Below are 22,363 nucleotides of genomic sequence, written 5' to 3' on the forward strand. Positions count from 1 at the left end.
GATGTTATCAAGATGAGGGACAGGAATGAAACTTTTTCCTGACACAAGCGCAACTTGCAGGAGAGAAGCTAGTATACATTAACAGTATGAATTACTTGGGGGTTTCTAGCGATGAGATGGAAAAAAATAGCTTTATGTGTGCTCGTCTTTTCCCTGATGGGCGGCTCGTTACTATTCGCTGATTCGGTGAGCCAGAAGATTAAGGTCTGGAGCAACGGAAAAGAAATTACGGACGGCGGATATCTGATTGACGGGAAGACGTACATTCCTGCACGGGAGGCAGGCGGAGTTGTAATCTGGGATGGCTCCGGTAAAGTAACCATTCTCAAACCGAATGTGCATATTGTCCTCTTCAAGGGAGACACAGTGTTCGGCAATGTGAATTTGGGCAAGCTAAAGTTTAAGGTACTCTCGCAGGTAGATAGTCTGACAGACGAGATTTCTTCGGTCAAGGTGACGATCACGGATCCTTCGGGAAACAGCAAAGATATCGACTCGCGCAACATGGAAGGAACGAAGAAAGAGGATTTCTGGTTCTCCAGCTCCGAGATTACGTATGATTTCAAGGAAGCAGGAAAATACCGGGTAGGCTTCTATATCAGACCAACCAAGAATGGAGACTATGTTCTTGTGTCGGAGAAAGTCATAACTGCGCTAAATTAGTAAGGTTTGACCACTCCCAAAATTGACCTGAAGTTGTTATACGTGTTACGATACGATTTGTAGGCTAATACAATTCAAAGTGAGGTATTTCAATGAGCGATCACAAACATGAGCATGGCCATGAACATGGGGAAGCATGCGGTTGCGGACATGATCACGACCATGAGCACGAGGAGTTTGTGCTGACCTTGACGAACGAGCAGGGCGAAGATGTAGAGATGGTACTGGTAGAAACGTTTGACGTAGGCGAGAAGTTGTACGCGCTGCTGTTGGAACGCGAAAACCCTGAGGCGGATGGTATTATTCTGCGTCTAGAAGAAGAGAATGAAGAAATGGTGCTTTACAATATCGAAGATGAAGCTGAATGGAAAGCTGTTGAAGAAGCATACAACGAGCTGCTCGCCCAGCAAGAATAGATTTTCGGTGATAGAAAAGGACTGGTCCAGGATTTTCCTGGCAGTTGACTTCATAAGCAAAAACCCGATACTTTGCAGTATCGGGTTTTTGTATGGTTGGCGACGGTGCGAAGAGAAAGCCGATCAGGAGATCGGCTCGGCCTCTACAACTACCTTCACATTGGTGATGGTGCGGTCCTCAGGTCCTTTTACCGGCAACCCGATTTCTACATGGTCGATGATATAATCGATATTATCTTGGGTAATAACTTCACCAGGGAGGAGAATCGGAATACCCGGCGGGTATACATAGATGAATTCCGCGATAATATAACCGGCTGATTCCCGGAACGGAACGAGCTGAGTATCTGCGTAGAACGCATCTCTTGGGATCAGGGCAAGCTGCGGAATCTCAGGCACCTGAACCTTGAGCTCGTATATTTCTCCCTTGCTGTAATGAATGGCAGACAATACCCGCAAGGCAGCAATTAGCTTGTCCACTGATTCTTGGGTATCACCAGGGGTAATAAGGCAAAGAATATTATACATGTCGCTAAGCTCGACTTCGATGTTGTACTTGTCACGCAGCCAGTTCTCCGCTTCGTAGCCGGTAATACCGAGATGGCGGACATGAATGTTCAATTTGGTTGGGTCATGGTCAAAGGTAGCTTCTGTCCCGAGAATTTCTTTGCCAAAGCTGTAAAGGCCTTCAATGCTGTTGACAGCATCGCGGGCATAGTTGGACAGGCGAATCGCTTCCGCAGCAATCTCATGACCGTTTAGGGCGAGATTGCGTCTGGATGTGTCCAGTGAAGCAAGTAAAATGTAGGAAGTTGACGTCGTAGTCAGCATGCTGAGAATGGTCTGTACCCGCTGCGGGTTGATGAGGCCAGTCTTCGCATTGAGATTCAATACCGAGCTTTGGGTCATGGAGCCGCCCAGCTTATGTACACTGGTAGCTGCCATATCCGCGCCGGCCTGCATGGCCGATGTCGGCAGATCTTCATGAAAATGAATCAGTACTCCATGCGCCTCGTCCACAAGTACGGGGATACCATGACTGTGGGCCAGATTCACAATGGAACGCAGGTCGGCACATACGCCGAAATACGTCGGATTGATGACCAGAACGGCTTTGGCGTCCGAGTGACGCTTCAAGGCCCGCTCCAGGGCGCTGGTGGTTATGCCGTGATCTATCCCTAGATTCTCATCCTGAACAGGAGAGACGAACACAGGCTTGGCTCCGGAAAAAATAATGGCCGACATAACAGACTTATGAATGTTACGCGGTACAATGATTTTATCACCGGGCGAGCAAACAGAGAGGATCATCGTCATGATAGCGCTGCTCGTGCCTTGTACACTGAAATACGTGTAATCAGCGCCGAAAGCTTTTGCAGCCAGCTTCTGAGCTTCCTCTATCACGCCTTTGGGCTGATGAAGATCATCAAGCGGCGCGATATTGATCAGGTCTATGGATAGAGCATTATCGCCGATAAACTCACGGAATTCGGCATCGGTTCCTTGCCCCTTCTTATGCCCCGGAATATGGAATTGAACGGGATTGCCGGCGGCATGCTTTTTTAGAGCGCTGAAGAGGGGAGTACGGTGTTGATTCATTTAATGCTGTCACAACCTTTCGTGAAGAGTAATTTTTCAAGCAGACATCAGTATAACAAATCAATGACCATAATACTAGGATGTGATAGAATGTCCGGCAAAGCACAACGGATGCATATTAATTTGACTTCGCCGTTTATCGTGAAAATGTGGGTTATCATCTTTTTAGTGGAGTTTGTAAAAGGATCTCTGTTAGTTGCCTTGCTCCCTGTCTATATGGAGCATATTCTTGGATTGTCGGTTACTGTCGTCGGATTTTCCTTCGCGCTGCAGTATTTGGGTGATAACCTGTTCCGCAGTCCTTCAGGCTGGGTGATGGAGCGGATCGGGTACCGCTGGACGATGACCGGCGCACTGCTCTTGATTCTGCTTGCGTTAACTTTGATTATCGTTGCTAAAAATGCGGCGTTGCTGTCGCTGGCCTGCCTCATTCTGGGGATCGGGACTTCCCCGCTCTGGCCCTGCGTCATGACTGGCGTAACGGAGCTGGCCGGCTCTACGCAAAGCGGCAGCAGCGGCGCAGCCATGGGCGCAGTGGAGATGGCCTCCCTGGCCGGGACCGGGATCGGACCCATTACCGTGAACTTTCTCATGGATCATGGCGGATACAGCTATCGAACAACCTTTTTTGTCCTGCTGGCCTGTGCAGTGGCTGTCGTTGTAGTAGCTCTGCTGCTGCCTAAGCGGATCGATCCGGATCATCCGGCACCTCTCAAGGTTGCCAATGCGGTGGATAGCGCAGGATCATCATCCAAAAAGGTCAACCCGCTACAGAGCCTGAAACGAACGCTCACGCAGCTCAAAACCACGCTCAAGGTGAGCAGGCTGCTCTACCCGGCGCTCTTTCTACAGGCGTTCGCCATCGGACTGATGACACCGGTAGTCACACTGTTCGCACGCACAGAGCTACATGTCTCGCCAAATCAGTTCAGTCTTCTGCTTATTGCCGGAGGCGGGATCACGGTACTGACGCTTATTCCGGCAGGACGCCTTGTGGACCGTATCGGTACTACGTTGTTTCTCAACATCGGCTTCTTGCTGGCTGCGTTCTCTATGACATTGTTCTCGATGGTGCGATGGCTGCCCTTTGTGTTCGGCGCCGTGGCTCTGGTCGGTATCAGCTATGCGCTGATCCTCCCCGCCTGGAACGCTTTTCTGGCCAAGCAGGTGCCTAAGGGGGAACGCGGGACGGTATGGGGGTTGTTCTTGACTCTCCAGGGTTCCGGAATGGTCGCAGGACCGGTGCTATCAGGCAAGCTTTGGGATTCGGTGGGCCATGGGGTGCCTTTCCTGGTCAGCGCTTTTGTGATGCTTCTGCTGTTCGGCTTACACCTGCTTATCGTCCGTAGGACGGGCAGAAAGGTTCAGGCGCTCTAACAAGCAGCTGGATCAAGCGAGTTATAAAACATAAATAAGCCGCTTGTTGCACGGATAATTTCCGTACAACAGGCGGCTTTTTATACAAATTGACGGGGAAGAAGTTGAAAGGACTTCTAAATTGTACGGAAAAACGTTTGGAGCAGGACCGTTGCGGGTAAAAATAGTCAATAAACCAAGTTACCGCTACATAAACTGAAGTATAAAATAAGAGTAAGAGTAACGCAAAACGCATTTTGTCGCCAGTGGAGGTTCTGCGGTCATTGTTGCTTCCGCGTCAACGTAGCTTAGGCTTGTGAAGCTGGCTTTGCTGAAGCAAAGCAGTTAGGGGGGAGTGCCATGAACAAGAATGACGAGGTGGAATATTGCAATCTGGAGCTGAGGTTTGAGAGAGAGCATATCCAGGACCTGATTAAGGATTTGATTCAAGAAGGCTATTCCCTGTATTGGAGCGAGAACGAGAACGTCTTTGTTATATCCGTACGTACGGGACGCAAGCTGGTGAAGCTGCGCTTTCAGCGGATTAAGGAGGGCTACAAGCTGGTCGGAGACTACATGATCCGCGATGCCCGCCTGTCCGAGTGGATGGAAAAGCTGATCGGTGACAAGCGGGGCCACGCCATCGTCAAACGGTTCCGCGACCGGCAGATTATTATTGAGAATATTTTATTCGGTGAAGTGATCCGGCTTGTAGAAATCTCCGGCTATCAGCAGCGTGTGCTATTCCAGAAGGGGCCACTGTTGACCGATCAGGAGCTGACAAAGCTGTTCTACTCGGTGGAAGGTGAGGAACGCATTCGTTCTTGCCGGATTGAGGTTGACGAACAGCTGGACCTGCTGAATGAGGCGCTGTCTACCGGGGATGCCGTACAGGCTGCTCAGTGCAGAGAAAAGCTTGCCTTACTGACCAAGGAATTGAACATGCTGGAATGGTGAATGCGGACAGCAAGAGCAGACCCTGAGGCACCCTGTGGTTGGGGTGTCTTCTGTTTGTGCTGAATTTATAAGTTCAGGGGGTTCACTTCTGTGCGTAAAAACGTTAAAATAGTCATTGTGAATCTATTCCTGCCGAGAGCAAGAGAATAAAACGCTTTTCTATTTCGCCATGTGCTTTGCAGTCTCTGGCAAAGGGTGGTATTCTTACATATAGGCAAGTCAAGCTTGTCTATATTTCGACAGGAACGGACAGGCAGTATCTGCAATGGGAGACAATGCCGTTTCTTCTCGATTCTGCGAGAAAATGGATTTCACAAAAATATAGGGTGCAAAGGGTGGAGGACCAGATGGCAAAACAACAAATCGGCGTTATTGGCTTGGCGGTAATGGGTAAGAACTTGGCTCTAAACATCGAGAGCAAAGGCTTTTCCGTATCGGTATTCAACCGTTCGCCTGAGAAGACTCATGAGCTTCTGAAAGAGGCAGAAGGTAAGAATTTGACAGGTGCCTTCTCCGTTGAGGAGTTTGTAGCTTCCTTAGAAACGCCGCGCAAAATTTTGATCATGGTACAAGCTGGTAAAGCAACTGACGCGACAATTGAGTCCTTGCTGCCACATCTTGACCAAGGCGATATCATCATCGACGGAGGTAATGCTTACTTCCCTGATACTGTTCGTCGCAGCAAAGATTTGGAAGAAAAAGGTTTCCGCTTCATCGGCGCAGGGGTATCCGGTGGTGAAGAAGGCGCACTTAAAGGACCTTCCATTATGCCAGGCGGACAAGAGAGCGCTTATAAGCTCGTAGAACCAATCTTGACAGCTATTTCCGCCAAAGTGGACGGAGAGGCTTGCTCTACATATATCGGACCGGACGGTGCTGGTCACTATGTGAAAATGGTGCACAACGGTATCGAGTACGGCGACATGCAGCTGATCTGTGAAGCATACCAACTGCTTAAAGATGTACTTGGTCTGGATGCAAAAGAACTTCACAGCATCTTCAAGGACTGGAACAGCGGCGAGCTGGACAGCTACCTGATCGAGATCACTACCGACATCTTCGCACAATATGACGCAGAAACCGGCAAGCCAATGGTGGATGTTATTCTTGACTCCGCTGGCCAAAAGGGTACTGGTAAATGGACAAGCCAAAGCTCGCTGGATCTTGGCGTGCCATTGTCCATGATCACTGAATCGGTATTCTCCCGCTTCTTGTCTGCTATGAAGGATGAGCGTGTTGAAGCCAGCAAAGTGCTGAGCGGTCCTGAGACCACTCCATTCCAAGGCGACAAAGCAGAGTTCATCGAGAACGTGCGTAAAGCATTGTTCGCAAGTAAAATCGTATCTTACGCACAAGGTTTTGCTCAACTGCGCGTAGCTTCCGATGAATACGGTTGGGATCTGAAATACGGCGAGCTGGCTAAAATCTGGCGCGGCGGTTGCATCATCCGTTCCCGTTTCCTTCAGAACATCACCGATGCTTACCAAAACAACGCGGATCTGAAGAACCTGTTGCTTGATCCGTTCTTCAAGGACATCATGAGCTCTTACCAGGATGCTTGGCGTAAAGTTATCGCATCTGCGGTTACTCTTGGCGTTCCAGTTCCTGGATTCTCCAGCGCGCTGGCTTACTATGACAGCTACCGCACAGAGCGTCTGCCTGCGAACCTGCTTCAAGCACAACGCGATTACTTCGGCGCTCACACCTTCAAACGTGTGGACAAAGAAGGCGTGTTCCACCACAACTGGTTGTCTGCTGAGTAAGACAATTGGCATAGCCGTAACGGGCGGCCCGGAAGGCCCTGCAACAAGGGGAGCCTTCCGGGCTTTTTTTAAAACTATATATTTTATCCCACATAATATCCCGCTTGGCGACAGGCCAAGGAAAGCCGATTGTCTAATCTTTTAACCCTGTGTTATGATATGACAAATGTCGCGGCTTGGAGGAACGCAATGACTTCAAATAACATTATTCTAGTAGGCATGATGGCCACAGGAAAGTCTACGGTTGGAGCTATTTTAGCAGAGGAACTGGGCTATGAACTGGTCGACCTCGACCATGTCATTGCCGAGAGCGAAGACCGGAGTATCCCAGAGATATTCGCAGAAGAAGGCGAAGGCTACTTCAGAAGACTTGAATCAGAAACGCTGGAGCGTATGCTGCAAGGGGAGAAACGAGTGATTTCCACAGGCGGAGGCGCTGTACTGGCTGCAGGAAATGCGGAACTAATGCTGGCTAACGGCTTGGTAGTGGCACTTACTGCCGATGAGGAAGAGATTCTGGCGCGGGTCAGTGAAAATCTGGATCGTCCGCTGCTCGCCGGCAACGCGAAGGAACGGATCGCACGCATCATGGAAGAACGCCGGGATGCTTACCGTTTTGCGCATTGCACGGTCGATACAACGGGTCTAACTGCTGTAGAAGTGTCTCAGCATATTTTAATGCATCAACGCGGTTGAGCTTTTAAGTGTATTGGTGAGACTTTAGTCTTCCGCGGTTTCATTCCAATCAATCATGCCACCGCTCAGGTTGGCAACGGAGTTATAACCGAACTGCTGCTGCAGATATTCGCAGACACGTTGACTGCGGGCGCCGGAACGGCAAATGAAAACGACTTCGGCATCGGCGGGAATTTCCTCTGTCCGCTGCGGAATCTCGCCCATCGGGATATGCTGTGCGCCGGAAATCATGCCGAAGGCAACCTCATCATCTTCACGCACGTCGATAAGGACAAGCTCTTCGCCCGTGGCTAGACGCTGCCGCAATTCCTGTGCTGTAATTTGGGGTATAGGATTCATGGATGTGACCTCTTTTCGTCAGAAGAATGGTTTAATGATAACACAAGCATGGAATACCGTGTCAAACGGAGCCATACATAACTTATTATAAAAAAAGGAGCGCTAATTACTATGGACGTTATTGTCAGACCCACGCCAAACCTGCAAGGTGAAATCGGAGCCCTCTCTTCTAAAAACTACACGACCCGTTACCTGCTGGTTGCTGCCCTTTCCGAAGGAATCAGCACGATCTATCATCCGGCTCACAGTGAGGACAGCGATGCCATCCGCCGCTGTATCGCCGATCTCGGCGCAGTGCTGACAGAAGACGACGAGAAGATTGTAGTGCAGGGCTTCGGTGCACGCCCGAGTAACGTTAAGGAACTGAATGTAGGCAATGCAGGAGCGGTGCTGCGTTTCCTGATGGCTGTCGCTGCGCTTAGCCCTGAAGTGACATTCGTGAACACGTATCCAGACTCGCTGGGCAAGCGCCCGCACGATGATCTCATTACTGCTCTCGGCCAGATTGGCGTAGAAGTAGAGCATAACGAAGGCAAACTGCCAATCACCATCCGCGGGGGCAAGCCAAAAGGTGGAAAAATCACCGTTTCCGGTGCAGTCAGCTCCCAGTATCTTAGCGCACTGCTCTTCCTGACACCTTTGCTGGAAGAGGATAGCGAGATTATTGTGCTGGATGACCTGAAATCGAAGGTAGTTGTAGGTCAGACGCTGGAAGTTCTGGAACAGGCGGGAATCGTGGTGCATGCTGCGGACGACTACATGTCGTTCAAGGTACCAGGCGGTCAGAAATATGCTGCCAAGACTTACACGGTGCAAGGAGACTACCCTGGTTCTGCTGCTGTTCTTGCTGCTGCCGCAGTTACGAAATCCGATGTGACGATTCAGCGTCTTGCGGAGAAGAGCAAGCAGGGAGAGAGAGCCATTGTCGATGTATTGCGGATGATGGAAGTTCCTCTTACCCATGAGAATGACGTTGTACATGTACAAGGTAACGGCATCCTGAAAGCCGTGGAGTTCGACGGAGATGCGGCGACGGATGCTGTCCTGGCTATGGTGGCTGCTGCGGTATTTGCGGAGGGGACTTCACGTTTCTACAATGTGGAGAACCTGCGCTACAAGGAATGTGACCGGATCACTGACTATCTGGCAGAGCTGACTCGCGCTGGAGCGAAGGTTGAGGAACGCCGTGACGAGATTATTGTACACGGACAGCCGGACGGGGTTGAAGGTGGAGTGACAATTAACGCTCACTACGATCACCGGGTAATCATGGCATTGACCGTTGTAGGTTTACGCGCACGCCAGCCGCTGCGTATCAAGGATGCACATCATGTGGCCAAGTCGTACCCGCAATATTTTGACCATCTGAAGGCGCTTGGCGCCGATGTGGAATGGGTAAAATAACTATACCTTACTTAGAAAAGGGGATATGAACATGGGCTTTGAGAATCCTTCCCGGGAGCAGATCGGAGATATTCTGGCATCCGCCGGGAACATTGCAGTGGTAGGGCTGTCGGATAAAACTGACCGCACCTCCTATATGGTGGCAGGGGCGATGCAGAGCAGAGGATACCGGATTATCCCGGTAAATCCTACGGTCGATGGAGAAATTCTTGGCGAGAAGTGTTACCACACGCTGGCGGAGATTCCTGAACCGGTAGATATCGTCAATGTCTTCCGTCGCAGCGAGTATTGTGCAGAGGTCGCGCAGGAAGCGGCTGACATCGGCGCACGTGTGCTTTGGCTGCAGCAAGGCATCATCAACCAGGAAGCGGCCGATATCGCAGCAGCGAACGGTATGACGGCCATTATGGATCGTTGTATCAAGGTGGAGGAAGCTATCACGATGCACGGGCGCAGCCGCGCGTAAGCACTGCATCAAGTTCAATGGAATCTGAGTAGGCCTGAAAACGTCCTTCTACCGCAAGCGAATTGTGGTGAAGGACGTTTTTTGATAAATAAACGCTGCACAAACAGGTGGACATTCAGTATAATAGATGTCTGTGAGCAATCAAGGAAATGCTAAATGTATTCTTTTGACAAAACCTGCCACAGCGCGTACCATTTATTATAGTAAGAAAGGAGAGGGTCACCTTGAATTGGCTCGGATCACTGCAGCAATTGGGCAGAGCCATAATGCTTCCTACCATGGTGCTTCCGGCGGCAGCCATTCTGCTGAGTCTGGGCAGCCTGCCATGGTCTGCATGGGGACTTTCTTCAGTATCCGAAGTGGCTACATATGCTGGGCAAGGGGTATTCTACTTTATGCCCTATCTGTTCGCAGTAGGCGTGGCTTGGGGACTATCTAACCAGGCTGGACCAGCAGGGCTGGCCGCTCTTGCAGGCATGTTCACCTACGACCGGATTGTATCGGGGATGGGAGAAGGGCATGTTCAGCCCGCAACACTTATCGGAATTCTGCTCGGGATTGTCGCCGGGGTAGCACATAACCGGTTCAAAAATATTAAGCTTCCAGAAGCGATTCAGTTTTTTGGCGGGTCGCGCTTTGTTTTGCTGTTCATGGGGTTGTTCTCGGCCCTGTTCGCTTGGGTGATGCTCGGTATTGCTCCGCTGCTCCAAAGCGGGCTGGATCATCTATTTCAGGGAATTCTAAGGACCGGCGGCTATGGCGTATTCCTGTATGGGGTACTATATAGGGTGCTGACAGCCTTTGGGCTACATCATATCCTGAACAATGTGTTCTGGTTCCAGATGGGCACGTATACGACGCCTGACGGAAGTGCTGTTGTACAGGGCGATCTGCCGCGTTTCTTCGCAGGTGACCCTACAGCAGGAATTTTTATGGCGGGACTATTTCCGATCATGATGTTCGCGCTCCCGGCCATTGCATTTGCAATCATTCAAGAAGCTCGTGAGGACTTGAAGCCGAAGATTAAGAAGACTTTTTTGCGTGCCGCACTGGTGTGCTTTCTGACCGGGGTGTCGGAGCAGATCGAATTTGCTTTTCTGTTCGCTTCGCCGTATCTGTTCGCCGTACATACCGTAATGTCTGGTCTGGCAATGGTGCTGACTTATTCACTTGGTATTCATCACGGATTCTCATATTCTGCCGGGGCCATAGATTTCTTCCTTAACCTGCACCTGTCCCAACGGGCGTGGCTGTTGATCCCGATAGGAATCGGCTATGGCATTGTGTATTATAATTTGTTCCGCTGGGCGATCCGCCGCTTTCAGATCCCGACACCAGGACGCGAGGAAGGCTCGGAGCTTGGCGATTGGGCAGGTAATATACCCTATCAGGCTCCTCTCATTCTGGAGGCGCTTGGAGGCAAGGAGAACATTGTACAGGTGCAGGCCTGCATCACCCGGTTGCGTCTGACCGTCCATAATGACCGTTATGTGGATGCCGGGGCGCTCAAAGGCCTTGGATCTGCCGGGATTATCAAGCTTGGTGGCGGCAACGTGCAGGTGGTATTCGGTACCTACTCAGAGCTGATCCGCGAGGAGATCAATAAGCTGCTGCTGCGCGATCTGCCGCAGGTACTGTTCAGTGCCCCGATGCAGGGCCGGATGCTGCCAATCGAGGAAGTGCCGGATCATATTTTTGCGGCTAAACTGGTTGGCGACGGGGTGGCTTTTTTCCCGGAAAAGGGCGAGCTGGTCTCTCCGGTCTTCGGGAAGGTCATGCACGTATACCCAACCATGCATGCCGTGGGCATCTCGACACCGGAAGGGCTGGAGGTGCTTATGCACATCGGCATAGATACCTCGCAGCTAAAAGGTCCGTTCGAGGCGGTTGTGCAAGAGGGAGACAGCGTGGAGCCGGGTCAGCTGCTGGTCAAATTTGACCTCGGCTATTTGCGGGAGCATGCAGCTTCACTCGCCACACCGATGGTGATTACGAACCCTGACCGTGTTAAATCCTGGAGCTATGCTCCATTCAAAAATGTGAAAAAGGGGCAAACTTCTGTAATGTCCGTTGTATTACACGAAAGTAATGTTGGAGGGATTGAAGCATGATACAAGGCATAGGCGCCGCAGCAGGTGTTGCCATCGGGAAGGCTTTTGTCCTGCCCAATTGGGAATGGAGTCTGCCGGACACGCAGGTCAATCCGGTGGATCTCGCTAAAGAATTTGAGCGTTTATACGAAGGTATCCGCACCTCCAAGGATGAAATTGAGTTTATCAAGAGAGAGTTCAGGGAAGTCGTCGGACCGGAAGAATCCAGTATCTTCGACGCTCACCTGGCCATCCTCGATGATCCGGTGTTCATGAGTGAGATCCGGGGGATTATTGAACGTCAGTACAAGGCAGCGGAAGTGGCGGTTAAGGAAGCCATTGACCATTTTGTAGCCATGTTCGACCTGCTTGACGATGAATATATGAAGGAGCGGGCGGTGGACATCAAGGATGTCGGCAATCGTCTTCTGAAGCATTTGCTAGGTGCACCTGAGGTTACCCTCCCGTCCGACACCCAGCCGTATATTCTCGTCGCTAAGGAGTTGTCTCCATCCCAGCTGGCTCATTTGAATCCTACCTATGTCCTTGGTATTGTGACGATGATGGGCGGCAAGACGTCGCATTCCTCGATCATGGCCCGGGCCTTGGGGATTCCGCTAGTTGCGGGGCTCGAGAACAAACTTTCGAACCCGATTCAAACGGGAGACATGCTGGTCATTGACGGAGATAACGGATCGGTACAACTGCATCCAGACGAGGCTATGGTGATCGATTACACTTCTATCCGGGATAAACAGCATAAAAAGCGGGAGCAGCTGGAACTGCTGGCGACGGTGGAAGCCGTGACAAGAGACGGGGTGAACCTGAGTCTTGCAGGAAATATCAGCTCGGTGAAGGAACTGAATCTGGCGCTGAAATACGGCGCGGAGGGTGTTGGGTTATTCCGCACAGAATTCCTCTACATGGACCGCGATTCCTTCCCGAGTGAAGAAGAGCAGTTCGAGGTGTACAAACTGGTGGCGGAGAAGGTGGGCAATCATCCGGTGGTGATCCGCACCCTTGATATCGGGGGCGACAAGCATCTGGATTACTTCCAGCTGCCGGAGGAGCAGAATCCGTTCCTGGGGTACCGCGCGATCCGCATCAGTTTGGACCGGAAGGACATGTTCAAGACCCAGTTGACCGCGATTTTGCGAGCTAGCGTCTATGGGAAGGTCAAGATGATGTTCCCTATGATTTCTTCCCTGGAAGAGGTGCAGGCAGCCAAAGCTGTACTGGCCGAAGTCATGGAGGAGCTGGAACAGCGGGGGGTACCGTTTGACCGGAATATTCCAGTCGGGATTATGGTTGAAGTACCGGCGGCAGTCATGATCGTGGATATCTTAGCCGAGGAAGTGGATTTCTTCAGTATCGGCACGAATGATCTGGTGCAGTATGTACTGGCCGTAGATCGTATGAACGAGCAAATCGCTCATATGTACCACCCCTACCATCCCGCAGTTCTCCGCTTAATCCGTATGACGGTAGAAGCGGCGAAGCATGCCGGGATTGAGGTTAGCGTATGCGGGGAGATGGCTGCGGACGAGCGTTCGCTGCCGCTGTGGCTGGAGCTTGGCATTAACAATCTCAGCATGTCCCCACAGGCGCTGCTGAAGGTGAAGCACCGCACGCTGAACACCGTTGCCGCTGAGGCCCGGGAAGTAGCGAAGGCTTGCTTCCGGATGCGTACAAGCTCGGAGACGGAAGCGAAGCTCAGCGCATATGCCAAGGTTAGCGGCATTGCATTAGGCAGTTCGGAAGCGAAGGAGAAGACCTCCTGAGGCTTCCGAATATTCCTTGATGAGAAGCTCATTTGCTTAAAAATAATGCGAAAAAAAGAACATGGCGGTGTTCAGGAGAATTTCCTGAACCCGCCATGTTCTTTTTGTGTTCGACAATTGAGCAAGGGATAGGCCAACCAAAACCAAAGCCAAAGCCACTCGGTCATCGGGGGTGTAGATCCGATAAAATAAAAGTGAATGTCATGCAGCGCTTAAACAACTGGAAAAACTCCCGTTATTGATTCGAAAACAGAAGTGTTTTCAAAAATAACTGGAAAAACTCCCGTTAATCTATAGGATTCCCCCTCGATTTTCCTATAAAGAGGAAGAATAACTGGAGAATTTCCCGTTAGTTCGAGCAAAATCCTTGAAAGAGGAGAATTAACGGTACATTTTCCTGTTAAATCAGAGCCAAGCCTCCAAGCTAGGAGGTGAGGACCTGAACCGGGCTCTGATCAGTCCATCATGCTACGCGACATGCGCACGGCGGTTCAAGGTCTCGTTTGTTGTCTAACTTGAAGAGGACAGTTCGCTTTTGGAACAATCCCTGTTTATATTGATTAGAGGTTTATTTTTCCAACTAGTAAAACCGTTTGTGATCTAACACAGTCAATATATAGGAGAACACAATGCAGAGGGCTTGGCAAAAATTCTGCATGGGGGGAGGAAAGCTGAAGGAATGGAAAGCATTATGAAAGTCCAAACAGCAAATACGGGTGAAGAGGAAGCATTCATGCAAATGGTGCTGGGGCAACAAAGACTTCTTTACGGGATCGCATACAGTTATTTGCGAAGTGAAGCGGATGCGCTTGAAGTATTGCAAGAGGCTACCTGTCGGGCATGGACTAAACGCAGGAGCCTGAAAGATCCGGCACGGTTCACCCCTTGGCTCATCCGAATTGTCATCAATTGTTGCAATGATGAGCTTAAACGGAGAAAGCGGGTACTAACCGTGAAGCCGGCAGAACCGGATAACAACATGATGGAAATGAGAAGTGACCTTAGACTGGATATGGAGCAGGCGCTGGATGGGATGAAGCCAAAGTACCGGCAGGTGCTCGTACTCAAGTATTACCGGGACATGACAGTAGCCGAGATTGCCGAAATATTGGACAGGCCAGTAGGAACAGTCAAAACTTGGCTGAACAAAGGACTGAAACATTTACGTGGCAAAATGAAAATTAAGGAGGAAGCATGATATGGCTTTGCGCGAGGAGAAGCTTCTTGAAGATTATTTTCACAAGTTGTCATTGGAAGCGGAACGGGTACCGGGGTCCCGGATTCATGCGAATGTTCGTCTTGCTCTACACAAGAGATCAGAACATGCCAAGAAGTTATGGAAAAAGCGTCTGTGGACAGCAACAACCGCTGTAGTAATTACCGTGCTATTGGTGGTTGCTGCGGGATCATGGATGGGTGAAGGTACAGGGCTGCGGAGTGCGCTCAGTTCTTTTGCGAAGACGGTTCCACTGAAGGCATACCAGGCTATTTTAACTTCAGATACTACAGTATCATCAGCGATTAAGGCGGGATTGATGCAGCAGGTGGGTGTCTCCTCCTTGGAAAAAGAGGGTCATGTGCTGACTATTGACGGTATGGCAGCCGATGCCATGGGGATCATTATTCTCTACTCTATAGACAACAAGTCAGAACAAATAACAAAGACCCACCAGATGTCATTGACAGATAGTAAGGGAGCGGTAGTAGGTTCTGAACTAATTGGAATGCATCAGAATCTTCGCTCAGGCACTACCCTGAATGTAACGCGCCTGACTTGGACGGGAGAAGCCAATAATTTACCGGATGAAGTGGAGGTTCAGCTTGAACTCGCCAAGAGCGCCGGGAATGATCAGCAGCCTGTTACTCCGGAGCAGCTTATCAATTTATCTGTACCAATCAAAATAGACAAGAAGGCAATGGAGGAGAGCGGACAATCTATTGCATTTAATCAACCCTTAACGGTTGCTGGACAAACGATACATATCAAGCAAGTGTATGCGGGTGTTACCGGCATCTATGTGGAGACTGCATATGATAAAAATAATACCCAGGATATTTTCGGAATGCTAAACCCGCGAATATTACTGGGAGATGAATCAGAATACCAAGGATTTTATCTGCCGCAGCGAATCCGGAAAGTGGGAAGGGAGTTTAGTGTATTTAGTAATGATAGTACTAACCCCAATGCACCGCTGCGTCTGACTGTTGACGGAATCTATGCCTTGGAACCATCCAAGAGGGAACTGGTCATCGATACAGATAAGCAGCAAATTCTGAAGGCGCCAGATAATGCGCTCACAGTAGAGGTAGTACAGGATTCCGCTAAGCAGCAATTAATCGTTTTGAAGCACCATGTTACAGATCGTAACAAATTAAGCCGTGAGGGTAATTTAATAATGAACATGTCGTTCAAGGATGGTAAGGGAGAAGTACATGAATATGATCAGTCTCTTCACAGCTTTGACCTTACGAATTTGTTTGAATCCAAACAAGAGGAACTGAATAAAACCGGCCTTAATTTGTACTTGATCGGAAAAGAAAAACTCCCGCAGCCGTTAACCTTTACGCTGGACAGCTATCCTAACGCTATTAAGGACGTACGGACCATTACGCTGCGCTGATAGATACTTAAAAAAACAGCGGGCGCTGTCCCTCAAGAGAAGCTCGAGGGACAGCGCCCGCTATGTTTTCTTTTAAGGGTTGACGTACGGCCTTATTCCCCGGCCAGTGCGTCGCAAAAGGCTTTGCCGTATGGCGGCAAATCAGGCGGACGGCGGGCGGAGATAATGTGTCCGTCCGTCACCACAGGCTCGTCTTTCCAAATCGCGCCTGCATTTTCCATATCATCGCGGATTCCTGGAGTGGAAGTAACAGTCACACCCTCCAGAATTTTTGCCGAAATGAGCACCCAGCCGGCGTGGCATATCTGCCCGATCGGTTTCTTGGCTGCATGGAAATCCTGCACGAGCTTCAGCACTTTGCTGTAGCGGCGGATTTTATCGGGCGCCCAGCCGCCCGGAACGAGAATACCGTCATAATCGGCGGCATCAAGCTCGTCCCAGGAATATTCGGCTTTGGCAGGAACGCCATATTTACCGATGTAGGTCTTATCTTTTTCAAGTCCGGCCAGGTGAACCTCCGCGCCTTCCTCCCGCACCCGGTAGACAGGGTACCAAAGCTCCAAATCCTCAAATTCGTCATCCACTAACGCAATGACCTTCTTGCCGTCGAGTCTCATTATTGGGATCTCCTTCCTGCATTCATCTTCTATTCTTCTTTATTCTATCAAATTTAAAATTTTAAGTCACATGAGGAGTGGATATGTCTAGTTCAATTGCCAAATAAATCATTATATGCAAATGAGAAGGATTCTGGAGAGTGAAGTCGAATATAGAAATAAAAAGTCGGAACCTGCGTGCTTTTTAATTTATGCTTGAGGTGTGACAGATGTGGAAAGATGACTTATTGGAGAAAGCATGCAGTTGCGGCGGTGACATGACTATACATATGCATACGCTAGTGTACAACACAAAGATCAAAATCACAGATGTTCCCGTGTATAACTGTGAGGACTGTTCGCGTTATGAACCGTTGCCTGCCATTAAGCCGGCTTTGGGCGAACTTGTGCAGCAATTGGGTAGAGAGGGGACTGCGGGTAGTAAGATTTCCTTGGCGGACGGCAGTGAGTGGGCCTTTGTATTGAAAGAGACATTTTCTAAATTTAGTGGCGAGGGTTTACCGGAACTTGAAGCGGAGATCCGCAAAGCGGTTCAGAGCCGGATTGATCTTCTGCTGGACATTTATAGATTCGCTGCGGATTCCGAGGATGTTGAGTGGATGCGGGAAACGGGTGACCGATTGTCACAATTGACTCTGCGATCGACACAAATTGCCAAATAAGTTACAGGAAAAGGATGCTCAGTGGATGTTTTCTTGTTTTCAAGAAATTTTTCTGCAAAAACAATGAAAATATTTCACGAAAGTTGGATTTTTCATGCACTTTTTGTTACGATAGAAAGAGGTTACATGATTGCACCAATAGGGATGCAGATTCTATGCATTCCGGGGTAACGCTTCCGCTTTGAAAAGATTTTTGAAAGGAAAATGAAGCGTTATCATTGCACAAATGTACAAAGTGTCGTATCATAATTTTAATTAGTCGAACGATAAAATTTATCGCAATGGAGAGAGTAATTTGACGGTAACCATTTACGATGTAGCGCGAGAAGCAGGCGTATCTATGGCTACGGTATCACGGGTTGTGAACAATAACCCCAACGTGAAGCCGCAGACCCGGAAGAAAGTGTTTGAAGCGATTGAGCGTTTGGGCTATCGTCCAAATGCCGTGGCAAGAGGGCTTGCCAGTAAGAAAACGACAACTGTCGGCGTCGTCATTCCTGATATTTCCAACTCGATATTTGCAGAAATTGCACGCGGGATTGAAGATATTGCCAACATGTATCACTACAACATCATTCTCTGTAACGCGGACAAGCGTAAAGAGAAGGAAATTCGTGTCATTAACACGTTGCTTGAGAAACAAGTGGACGGGCTACTTTTCATGGGTGGTACGGTAACGGATGAGCACATTCAAGCATTCCAGACCTCTGCTGTGCCCATTGTACTCTGCGCAACCCGTGACGAGAAGGGCACGTATCCATCTGTGGACATCGACCACGAAACGGCAGCTTTCGACGCAGTGAACACCTTGATCCGCCACGGACACCGTGAGATTGCCATGATTAGTGGCACTCTGCAGGACCCGGCCAATGGTTATGCTAGATTCCAGGGGTACAAGAAAGCCTTGGAAGCAGCTGGCATTGAGTATCAGGAAGATCTGGTGCGTATCGGTAACTATCGCTACGAATCCGGTGTCGAGGCCATGAAGTACTTCCTCGGACTGAAGAAGAAGCCAACCGCGATTTTTGCCGCAACGGATGAAATGGCGATCGGTGCCATTCATAGTATCCAGGACGAAGGTCTGAAAGTTCCAGATGACTTCTCAATCATCAGCGTCGACAACATTCGGATGGCTTCCATGGTCCGTCCGCTGCTGACAACTGTAGCTCAACCAATGTACGATTTGGGTGCGGTAGCAATGAGACTTTTAACGAAGCTTATGAAGAAAGAGACTGTAGAGAACGCCCGTGTTATTTTGCCGCATGAGACGATCCTCCGGCTGTCTGTTAATCACCTGAATAAGTAATCACGGATTTGGATATGCATAGCATGGAAAGCTCCTTTTGGAGCTTTTTATGCTTTATATACTATAAAAATTTGAATTGGAAAATAAGTTTAATTTATAGAGATGAACAAAAGAAAGTAACATAAAGCGAGAAGGAACGAAGGGGAGGGTTTGGAACTGAAGGAGCGAAAGCGCTCGCCTGAAAGCTTTCCGTAGGAAAGCTCGCGTCGGAAGCATGAGCTGGTTCCCAGATTTCAACCGCTAGAAGCGGTATAATTGAAGAAATCTGGGGACAACAGCGACCGGAAGTCCAAACATTCGCCGTAGTGACGACCGAGTCTTACGTCGGAGCTTTAGTTCGTCTTATACATAAACTTATAGAACCATGGGAGGAATCTACAAATGAGTGAAGTAATCGGAATTATCGGGGCTATGGATGAAGAAATTGAGTTGATGCTGAAAGAAATTAAAGACAGTAAAACAGTAGTCAAAGCAGGCATCAGCTACCACGTGGGAACTATTTTCGACAAATCTGTAGTGCTGTGCAGATCCGGAATCGGCAAAGTCAATGCGGCGGTAACTACACAAATCCTGCATGATTCCTTCGGGGTATCCAAGGTCCTGTTCACTGGCGTAGCCGGTGCAGTACACCCTGATCTGAACATTGGAGATATCGTGATCTCCTCGGAATGTATGCAGCATGACATGGATGTCACACCGCTTGGTTATCAAAAAGGGATCATCCCTGACCAGGAAGTGTCCTCGTTCCCTGCGGATGCGGGCCTGATTGCGTTGGCTGAAAAGTCTTGCCGTGAGCTGAACTGCCACTACGAGATCGGGAAAGTATTGTCCGGGGATCAATTTATTGCCAGCAGAGAGGTAGTAGCTTCGCTGAGACAAGAAATGGACGGCGCTTGTGTCGAAATGGAAGGAGCGGCGGTTGCTCAGGTGTGCTTCATGAACAATACACCTTTTGTTGTTATCCGCTCCATGTCTGACCGTGCTGATGGCTCTGCAGAGGTTAACTATAAAGAGTTTACCATTGAAGCTTCCCAGCGCTCCCATGCTATTCTGGCACAAATGCTGCAAGCCCTGTAATTTCTGCTAGTCCTTAATACATGAACCGCTGCCTGAAACGGACGCGGTCAAAGGTTTCCTGTGAGGACATCGGTACCTCCCGGCCAATGCGCACCATGAGGCAATTGGCCGGATGGGAACAAATCTCTGGGTCATCCGTCGCATACCATACCATATCTACGGTTTTCATGAGCTTCTCCATCATCTGCCGGTAGCCCCACACATCCAGCCCGCTACCCTTCAAATCCCAATGCCAATAATATTCTGTAGTGAATACAATGCAGTTCTCCAGCTGTTCCCCTTCAAAGGCGGTGGAAATCATCAGCCTGCCAAGACCGGCTCCGCGATATTCGTCGGCAACCTCAATCGCTCCCAGCTCGACAAGATCCTTCATACCGCCTTGAGACCACAATTCCATTTCGTCAGGATAATGAAAAGTTACATAACCTATGATAATTCCTTGATCTACTGCAGCAATAATACGTCCTTCAGGCAGTCCGGCAATCTCGATTAATGCTTCTAGCTGCTCTGAAGGCTTGCGAAAGGCATCCAGATCACGGTGAATGTCCAGCTCTTTGATGTTTTCAGGTGACAAAGGGCCGTTAACTGTGAGTGTTCTGCCGTTATAACTGAGGGAATGGCTAACCGGAATCTTGCGGTGCTCCATAACCGACTCCTTTCAAAAACATTATAAAATATGGAATGTAACCGTTTGCTGTGATATACTGATTCAGACATAAAATATTCACAAATGCTGCATTGACATCATTAATTATGAAAGAAGTCTTACCCTTAAAGCTTAATTCAAAGAAGTGAGGGAGGCAAGAGTGATGGGTCAAGTCCACAGCGAAATTTTGCCGGGGCGTGTACAAAGCTCCAATATGCCGGATTATGCCCGGGCAGTAGCCGATTTTCGCTGGGAGGATGTGCACAGACATTTCTCCTGGTTTGAGACCGGCAAGGTCAACATGGCCCATGAAGCGGTGGATCGGCATGTACAGGAAGGACGGGGAAACGCCACAGCGCTGCTCTATAGCGATGCTGTACGCGCGGAAAGGTATACCTTTGCTGATCTACGGGAGCGGTCTAATCGGTTTGGAAATGTGCTACGGAAGTACGGAATCGGCAAAGGGGACAGGGTGTTTATTTTTATGCCGCGCCAGCCTGAGCTGTACTTCAGTTTGCTGGGTATTTTAAAAGTCGGAGCCGTGGTGGGTCCGCTCTTTGAAGCGTTCATGGAGACGGCTGTCAAGGACCGGCTTGAGGACAGTGGAGCTGTAGCGCTGGTAACAACTCCTGGACTGCTTCACCGGGTGAAACGGGAGGAACTTCCAAACTTGCGTCATATTATTCTGGTGGGAGACGGCCCGGATGCTGATGAGGGAATCTTGCGCTATGAGGAAGAAATGTCCCAGGCATCACCGGAGCTGGAACCAGAATGGCTGACGCTGGATGATGGCTTAATTATGCACTATACTTCAGGCTCTACGGGTAAGCCCAAAGGAGTCTATCACGTACAACGAGCAATGATTCAACATTATTATACAGGTCAGGTAGTGCTGGATTTGCGTCCGGACGACATCTACTGGTGTACCGCAGATCCTGGATGGGTCACGGGGACATCGTACGGGATTTTTGCCCCATGGCTAAACGGAGTAACGAATGTGGTCCGGGGCGGCCGTTTCAGTCCGCAGGACTGGTATAAGACGATTGAACGCAATGCTGTCACGGTATGGTACAGTGCGCCAACGGCTTTCCGCATGCTGATGGGAGCCGGTGAGAGTCTCCTGCAGGACATTGATCTAAGCAGTCTGCGCCATGTCCTGTCTGTTGGAGAGCCGCTCAATCCAGAGGTGGTTCGCTGGGGCGACAAGTTCTACAATCAGCGTATTCACGATACCTGGTGGATGACGGAGACCGGCGCACAGCTGATTTGCAACTACCCTGCCATGGACATCAAGCCAGGCTCGATGGGCCGTCCATTGCCAGGTATAGAAGCTGCAATCTTGGATGACAAAGGTAAAGTGCTGCCGCCGTATTCCATGGGAAATCTGGCGATCAAGACGTCCTGGCCGTCCATGATGAGTACGATCTGGAACAACCAGGCCAAGTATGAGGAATACTTCCGTATTCCGGGCTGGTACATCTCGGGAGACTCGGCGTACATGGACGAGGAGGGCTATTTCTGGTTTCAGGGCCGGATTGACGATGTCATCAACTCGTCGGGTGAGCGGATCGGCCCGTTCGAAGTGGAGAGCAAGCTGGTGGAGCATCCGGCGGTAGCGGAAGCCGGTGTCATCGGCAAGCCGGATGTGACACGAGGCGAGATTATCAAGGCCTTCATCTCCCTGCGCGAAGGCTACGAGCCTACAGCAGCGCTGAAGGAGGAAATCGCGGCTTTCGTTAAAGCAGGGCTCTCAGCCCACGCAGCGCCGCGTGAGATCGAGTTCAGGGAGAAGCTGCCGAAGACTCGTTCCGGCAAAATTATGCGGCGGGTGCTCAAAGCCTGGGAGCTGCATCTTCCTACAGGTGACCTGTCAACGATTGAGGATTAAAACATATCGTTTGCAC

Annotated in this window: 20 protein-coding genes; 16 read left to right on the top strand and 4 right to left on the bottom strand. The window is 49.9% G+C overall.

Annotation, left to right across the window (positions count from 1 at the left end; genetic code table 11):
* Positions 1-111 precede the first annotated feature (111 nt).
* Entirely contained in the window at positions 112-663 is a 552-nt protein-coding gene (locus tag HPT30_RS27830; protein ID WP_175374515.1) for a copper amine oxidase, read from the top strand.
* A gap of 92 nt (positions 664-755) precedes the next feature.
* Complete coding sequence (locus HPT30_RS27835; RefSeq protein ID WP_175374516.1) at positions 756-1,079, top strand: DUF1292 domain-containing protein; 324 nt, start codon at positions 756-758, stop codon at positions 1,077-1,079.
* Positions 1,080-1,202: 123 nt separating this feature from the next.
* Here the strand turns inward: HPT30_RS27835 and HPT30_RS27840 are convergent, their stop codons facing one another.
* Positions 1,203-2,678 carry an aminotransferase class I/II-fold pyridoxal phosphate-dependent enzyme gene (locus tag HPT30_RS27840; protein WP_175374517.1) on the bottom strand — a complete coding sequence of 492 codons (1,476 nt, stop codon included), beginning with the start codon at positions 2,676-2,678 and terminating at the stop codon, positions 1,203-1,205.
* Positions 2,679-2,768: 90 nt separating this feature from the next.
* Here HPT30_RS27840 and HPT30_RS27845 point away from each other — a divergent pair, with 90 nt between their 5' ends.
* From HPT30_RS27845 to HPT30_RS27860, 4 genes are all read left to right on the top strand, one after another.
* On the top strand, positions 2,769-4,055 hold the full coding sequence (locus HPT30_RS27845) for an MFS transporter (protein ID WP_175374518.1): 1,287 nt from the start codon (positions 2,769-2,771) through the stop codon (positions 4,053-4,055).
* Between the two features lie 339 nt (positions 4,056-4,394).
* Entirely contained in the window at positions 4,395-4,991 is a 597-nt protein-coding gene (locus tag HPT30_RS27850) for a YkzI domain-containing protein (RefSeq protein WP_175374519.1), read from the top strand.
* 347 nt (positions 4,992-5,338) lie between these two features.
* Complete coding sequence (gnd, locus tag HPT30_RS27855; protein WP_175374520.1) at positions 5,339-6,754, top strand: NADP-dependent phosphogluconate dehydrogenase; 1,416 nt, start codon at positions 5,339-5,341, stop codon at positions 6,752-6,754.
* A gap of 189 nt (positions 6,755-6,943) precedes the next feature.
* A complete protein-coding gene (locus HPT30_RS27860) occupies positions 6,944-7,450 on the top strand; it encodes a shikimate kinase (protein ID WP_175374521.1) in 507 nt (168 codons plus the stop codon).
* A gap of 24 nt (positions 7,451-7,474) precedes the next feature.
* Here the strand turns inward: HPT30_RS27860 and HPT30_RS27865 are convergent, their stop codons facing one another.
* Positions 7,475-7,789: a rhodanese-like domain-containing protein gene (locus HPT30_RS27865; protein ID WP_175374522.1), complete on the bottom strand. Its 315-nt coding sequence runs from the start codon at positions 7,787-7,789 to the stop codon at positions 7,475-7,477.
* A 111-nt stretch (positions 7,790-7,900) separates the two neighbouring features.
* Between HPT30_RS27865 and aroA the strand changes: the two genes are divergently transcribed.
* The 6 genes from aroA to HPT30_RS27895 all read left to right on the top strand — a co-directional run bounded on the left by aroA (position 7,901) and on the right by HPT30_RS27895 (position 16,151).
* On the top strand, positions 7,901-9,193 hold the full coding sequence (aroA, locus tag HPT30_RS27870; protein ID WP_175374523.1) for a 3-phosphoshikimate 1-carboxyvinyltransferase: 1,293 nt from the start codon (positions 7,901-7,903) through the stop codon (positions 9,191-9,193).
* A 31-nt stretch (positions 9,194-9,224) separates the two neighbouring features.
* Positions 9,225-9,659: a CoA-binding protein gene (locus tag HPT30_RS27875; protein WP_175374524.1), complete on the top strand. Its 435-nt coding sequence runs from the start codon at positions 9,225-9,227 to the stop codon at positions 9,657-9,659.
* Between the two features lie 224 nt (positions 9,660-9,883).
* The gene (locus tag HPT30_RS27880) at positions 9,884-11,770 is read left to right on the top strand and encodes a glucose PTS transporter subunit IIA (protein WP_175374525.1); all 1,887 of its coding nucleotides are present in this window, start codon (positions 9,884-9,886) and stop codon (positions 11,768-11,770) included.
* Positions 11,767-13,530: a phosphoenolpyruvate--protein phosphotransferase gene (ptsP, locus tag HPT30_RS27885; RefSeq protein WP_175374526.1), complete on the top strand. Its 1,764-nt coding sequence runs from the start codon at positions 11,767-11,769 to the stop codon at positions 13,528-13,530. Before HPT30_RS27880 ends, ptsP begins: the two co-directional genes overlap by 4 nt.
* A 679-nt stretch (positions 13,531-14,209) precedes the next feature.
* Entirely contained in the window at positions 14,210-14,728 is a 519-nt protein-coding gene (locus HPT30_RS27890; protein WP_175374527.1) for an RNA polymerase sigma factor, read from the top strand.
* Between the two features lies 1 nt (position 14,729).
* Complete coding sequence (locus tag HPT30_RS27895; RefSeq protein WP_175374528.1) at positions 14,730-16,151, top strand: DUF4179 domain-containing protein; 1,422 nt, start codon at positions 14,730-14,732, stop codon at positions 16,149-16,151.
* A 92-nt stretch (positions 16,152-16,243) separates the two neighbouring features.
* On the opposite strand, the gene HPT30_RS27900 is transcribed toward HPT30_RS27895, so the two are convergent.
* Entirely contained in the window at positions 16,244-16,768 is a 525-nt protein-coding gene (locus tag HPT30_RS27900) for a type 1 glutamine amidotransferase domain-containing protein (RefSeq protein ID WP_066370856.1), read from the bottom strand.
* 209 nt (positions 16,769-16,977) lie between these two features.
* Between HPT30_RS27900 and HPT30_RS27905 the strand changes: the two genes are divergently transcribed.
* The 3 genes from HPT30_RS27905 to HPT30_RS27915 all read left to right on the top strand — a co-directional run bounded on the left by HPT30_RS27905 (position 16,978) and on the right by HPT30_RS27915 (position 19,813).
* Positions 16,978-17,430, top strand: coding sequence for a hypothetical protein (locus HPT30_RS27905; RefSeq protein ID WP_175374529.1), 453 nt, complete (start codon positions 16,978-16,980; stop codon positions 17,428-17,430).
* Positions 17,431-17,725: 295 nt separating this feature from the next.
* Positions 17,726-18,736, top strand: a complete 1,011-nt coding sequence (gene ccpA / locus HPT30_RS27910; RefSeq protein ID WP_066370851.1) for a catabolite control protein A — start codon at positions 17,726-17,728, stop codon at positions 18,734-18,736.
* Between the two features lie 381 nt (positions 18,737-19,117).
* Positions 19,118-19,813, top strand: a complete 696-nt coding sequence (locus tag HPT30_RS27915) for a 5'-methylthioadenosine/adenosylhomocysteine nucleosidase (protein ID WP_175374530.1) — start codon at positions 19,118-19,120, stop codon at positions 19,811-19,813.
* A gap of 13 nt (positions 19,814-19,826) precedes the next feature.
* On the opposite strand, the gene HPT30_RS27920 is transcribed toward HPT30_RS27915, so the two are convergent.
* A complete protein-coding gene (locus HPT30_RS27920; RefSeq protein ID WP_175374531.1) occupies positions 19,827-20,459 on the bottom strand; it encodes a GNAT family N-acetyltransferase in 633 nt (210 codons plus the stop codon).
* A gap of 163 nt (positions 20,460-20,622) precedes the next feature.
* On the opposite strand from HPT30_RS27920, the gene acsA reads away from it, so the two are divergent.
* Complete coding sequence (gene acsA / locus HPT30_RS27925; RefSeq protein ID WP_175374532.1) at positions 20,623-22,347, top strand: acetate--CoA ligase; 1,725 nt, start codon at positions 20,623-20,625, stop codon at positions 22,345-22,347.
* Positions 22,348-22,363 lie beyond the last annotated feature (16 nt).

It is taken from the genome of Paenibacillus agri, assembly GCF_013359945.1.
GTDB classification, from domain to species: Bacteria; Bacillota; Bacilli; order Paenibacillales; family Paenibacillaceae; genus Paenibacillus_AQ; species Paenibacillus_AQ agri.

Excerpts from the sequence above, each read along its gene's own strand:
- HPT30_RS27830 (WP_175374515.1), top strand. The coding sequence starts at position 112 with ATGAGATGGAAAAAAATAGCTTTATGTGTGCTCGTCTTTTCCCTGATG.
- HPT30_RS27835 (WP_175374516.1), top strand. The coding sequence starts at position 756 with ATGAGCGATCACAAACATGAGCATGGCCATGAACATGGGGAAGCATGC.
- HPT30_RS27840 (WP_175374517.1), bottom strand. The coding sequence starts at position 2,678 with ATGAATCAACACCGTACTCCCCTCTTCAGCGCTCTAAAAAAGCATGCC.
- HPT30_RS27845 (WP_175374518.1), top strand. The coding sequence starts at position 2,769 with ATGTCCGGCAAAGCACAACGGATGCATATTAATTTGACTTCGCCGTTT.
- HPT30_RS27850 (WP_175374519.1), top strand. The coding sequence starts at position 4,395 with ATGAACAAGAATGACGAGGTGGAATATTGCAATCTGGAGCTGAGGTTT.
- gnd (WP_175374520.1), top strand. The coding sequence starts at position 5,339 with ATGGCAAAACAACAAATCGGCGTTATTGGCTTGGCGGTAATGGGTAAG.
- HPT30_RS27860 (WP_175374521.1), top strand. The coding sequence starts at position 6,944 with ATGACTTCAAATAACATTATTCTAGTAGGCATGATGGCCACAGGAAAG.
- HPT30_RS27865 (WP_175374522.1), bottom strand. The coding sequence starts at position 7,789 with ATGAATCCTATACCCCAAATTACAGCACAGGAATTGCGGCAGCGTCTA.
- aroA (WP_175374523.1), top strand. The coding sequence starts at position 7,901 with ATGGACGTTATTGTCAGACCCACGCCAAACCTGCAAGGTGAAATCGGA.
- HPT30_RS27875 (WP_175374524.1), top strand. The coding sequence starts at position 9,225 with ATGGGCTTTGAGAATCCTTCCCGGGAGCAGATCGGAGATATTCTGGCA.
- ptsP (WP_175374526.1), top strand. The coding sequence starts at position 11,767 with ATGATACAAGGCATAGGCGCCGCAGCAGGTGTTGCCATCGGGAAGGCT.
- HPT30_RS27890 (WP_175374527.1), top strand. The coding sequence starts at position 14,210 with ATGGAAAGCATTATGAAAGTCCAAACAGCAAATACGGGTGAAGAGGAA.
- HPT30_RS27895 (WP_175374528.1), top strand. The coding sequence starts at position 14,730 with ATGGCTTTGCGCGAGGAGAAGCTTCTTGAAGATTATTTTCACAAGTTG.
- HPT30_RS27900 (WP_066370856.1), bottom strand. The coding sequence starts at position 16,768 with ATGAGACTCGACGGCAAGAAGGTCATTGCGTTAGTGGATGACGAATTT.
- HPT30_RS27905 (WP_175374529.1), top strand. The coding sequence starts at position 16,978 with ATGTGGAAAGATGACTTATTGGAGAAAGCATGCAGTTGCGGCGGTGAC.
- HPT30_RS27915 (WP_175374530.1), top strand. The coding sequence starts at position 19,118 with ATGAGTGAAGTAATCGGAATTATCGGGGCTATGGATGAAGAAATTGAG.
- HPT30_RS27920 (WP_175374531.1), bottom strand. The coding sequence starts at position 20,459 with ATGGAGCACCGCAAGATTCCGGTTAGCCATTCCCTCAGTTATAACGGC.
- acsA (WP_175374532.1), top strand. The coding sequence starts at position 20,623 with ATGGGTCAAGTCCACAGCGAAATTTTGCCGGGGCGTGTACAAAGCTCC.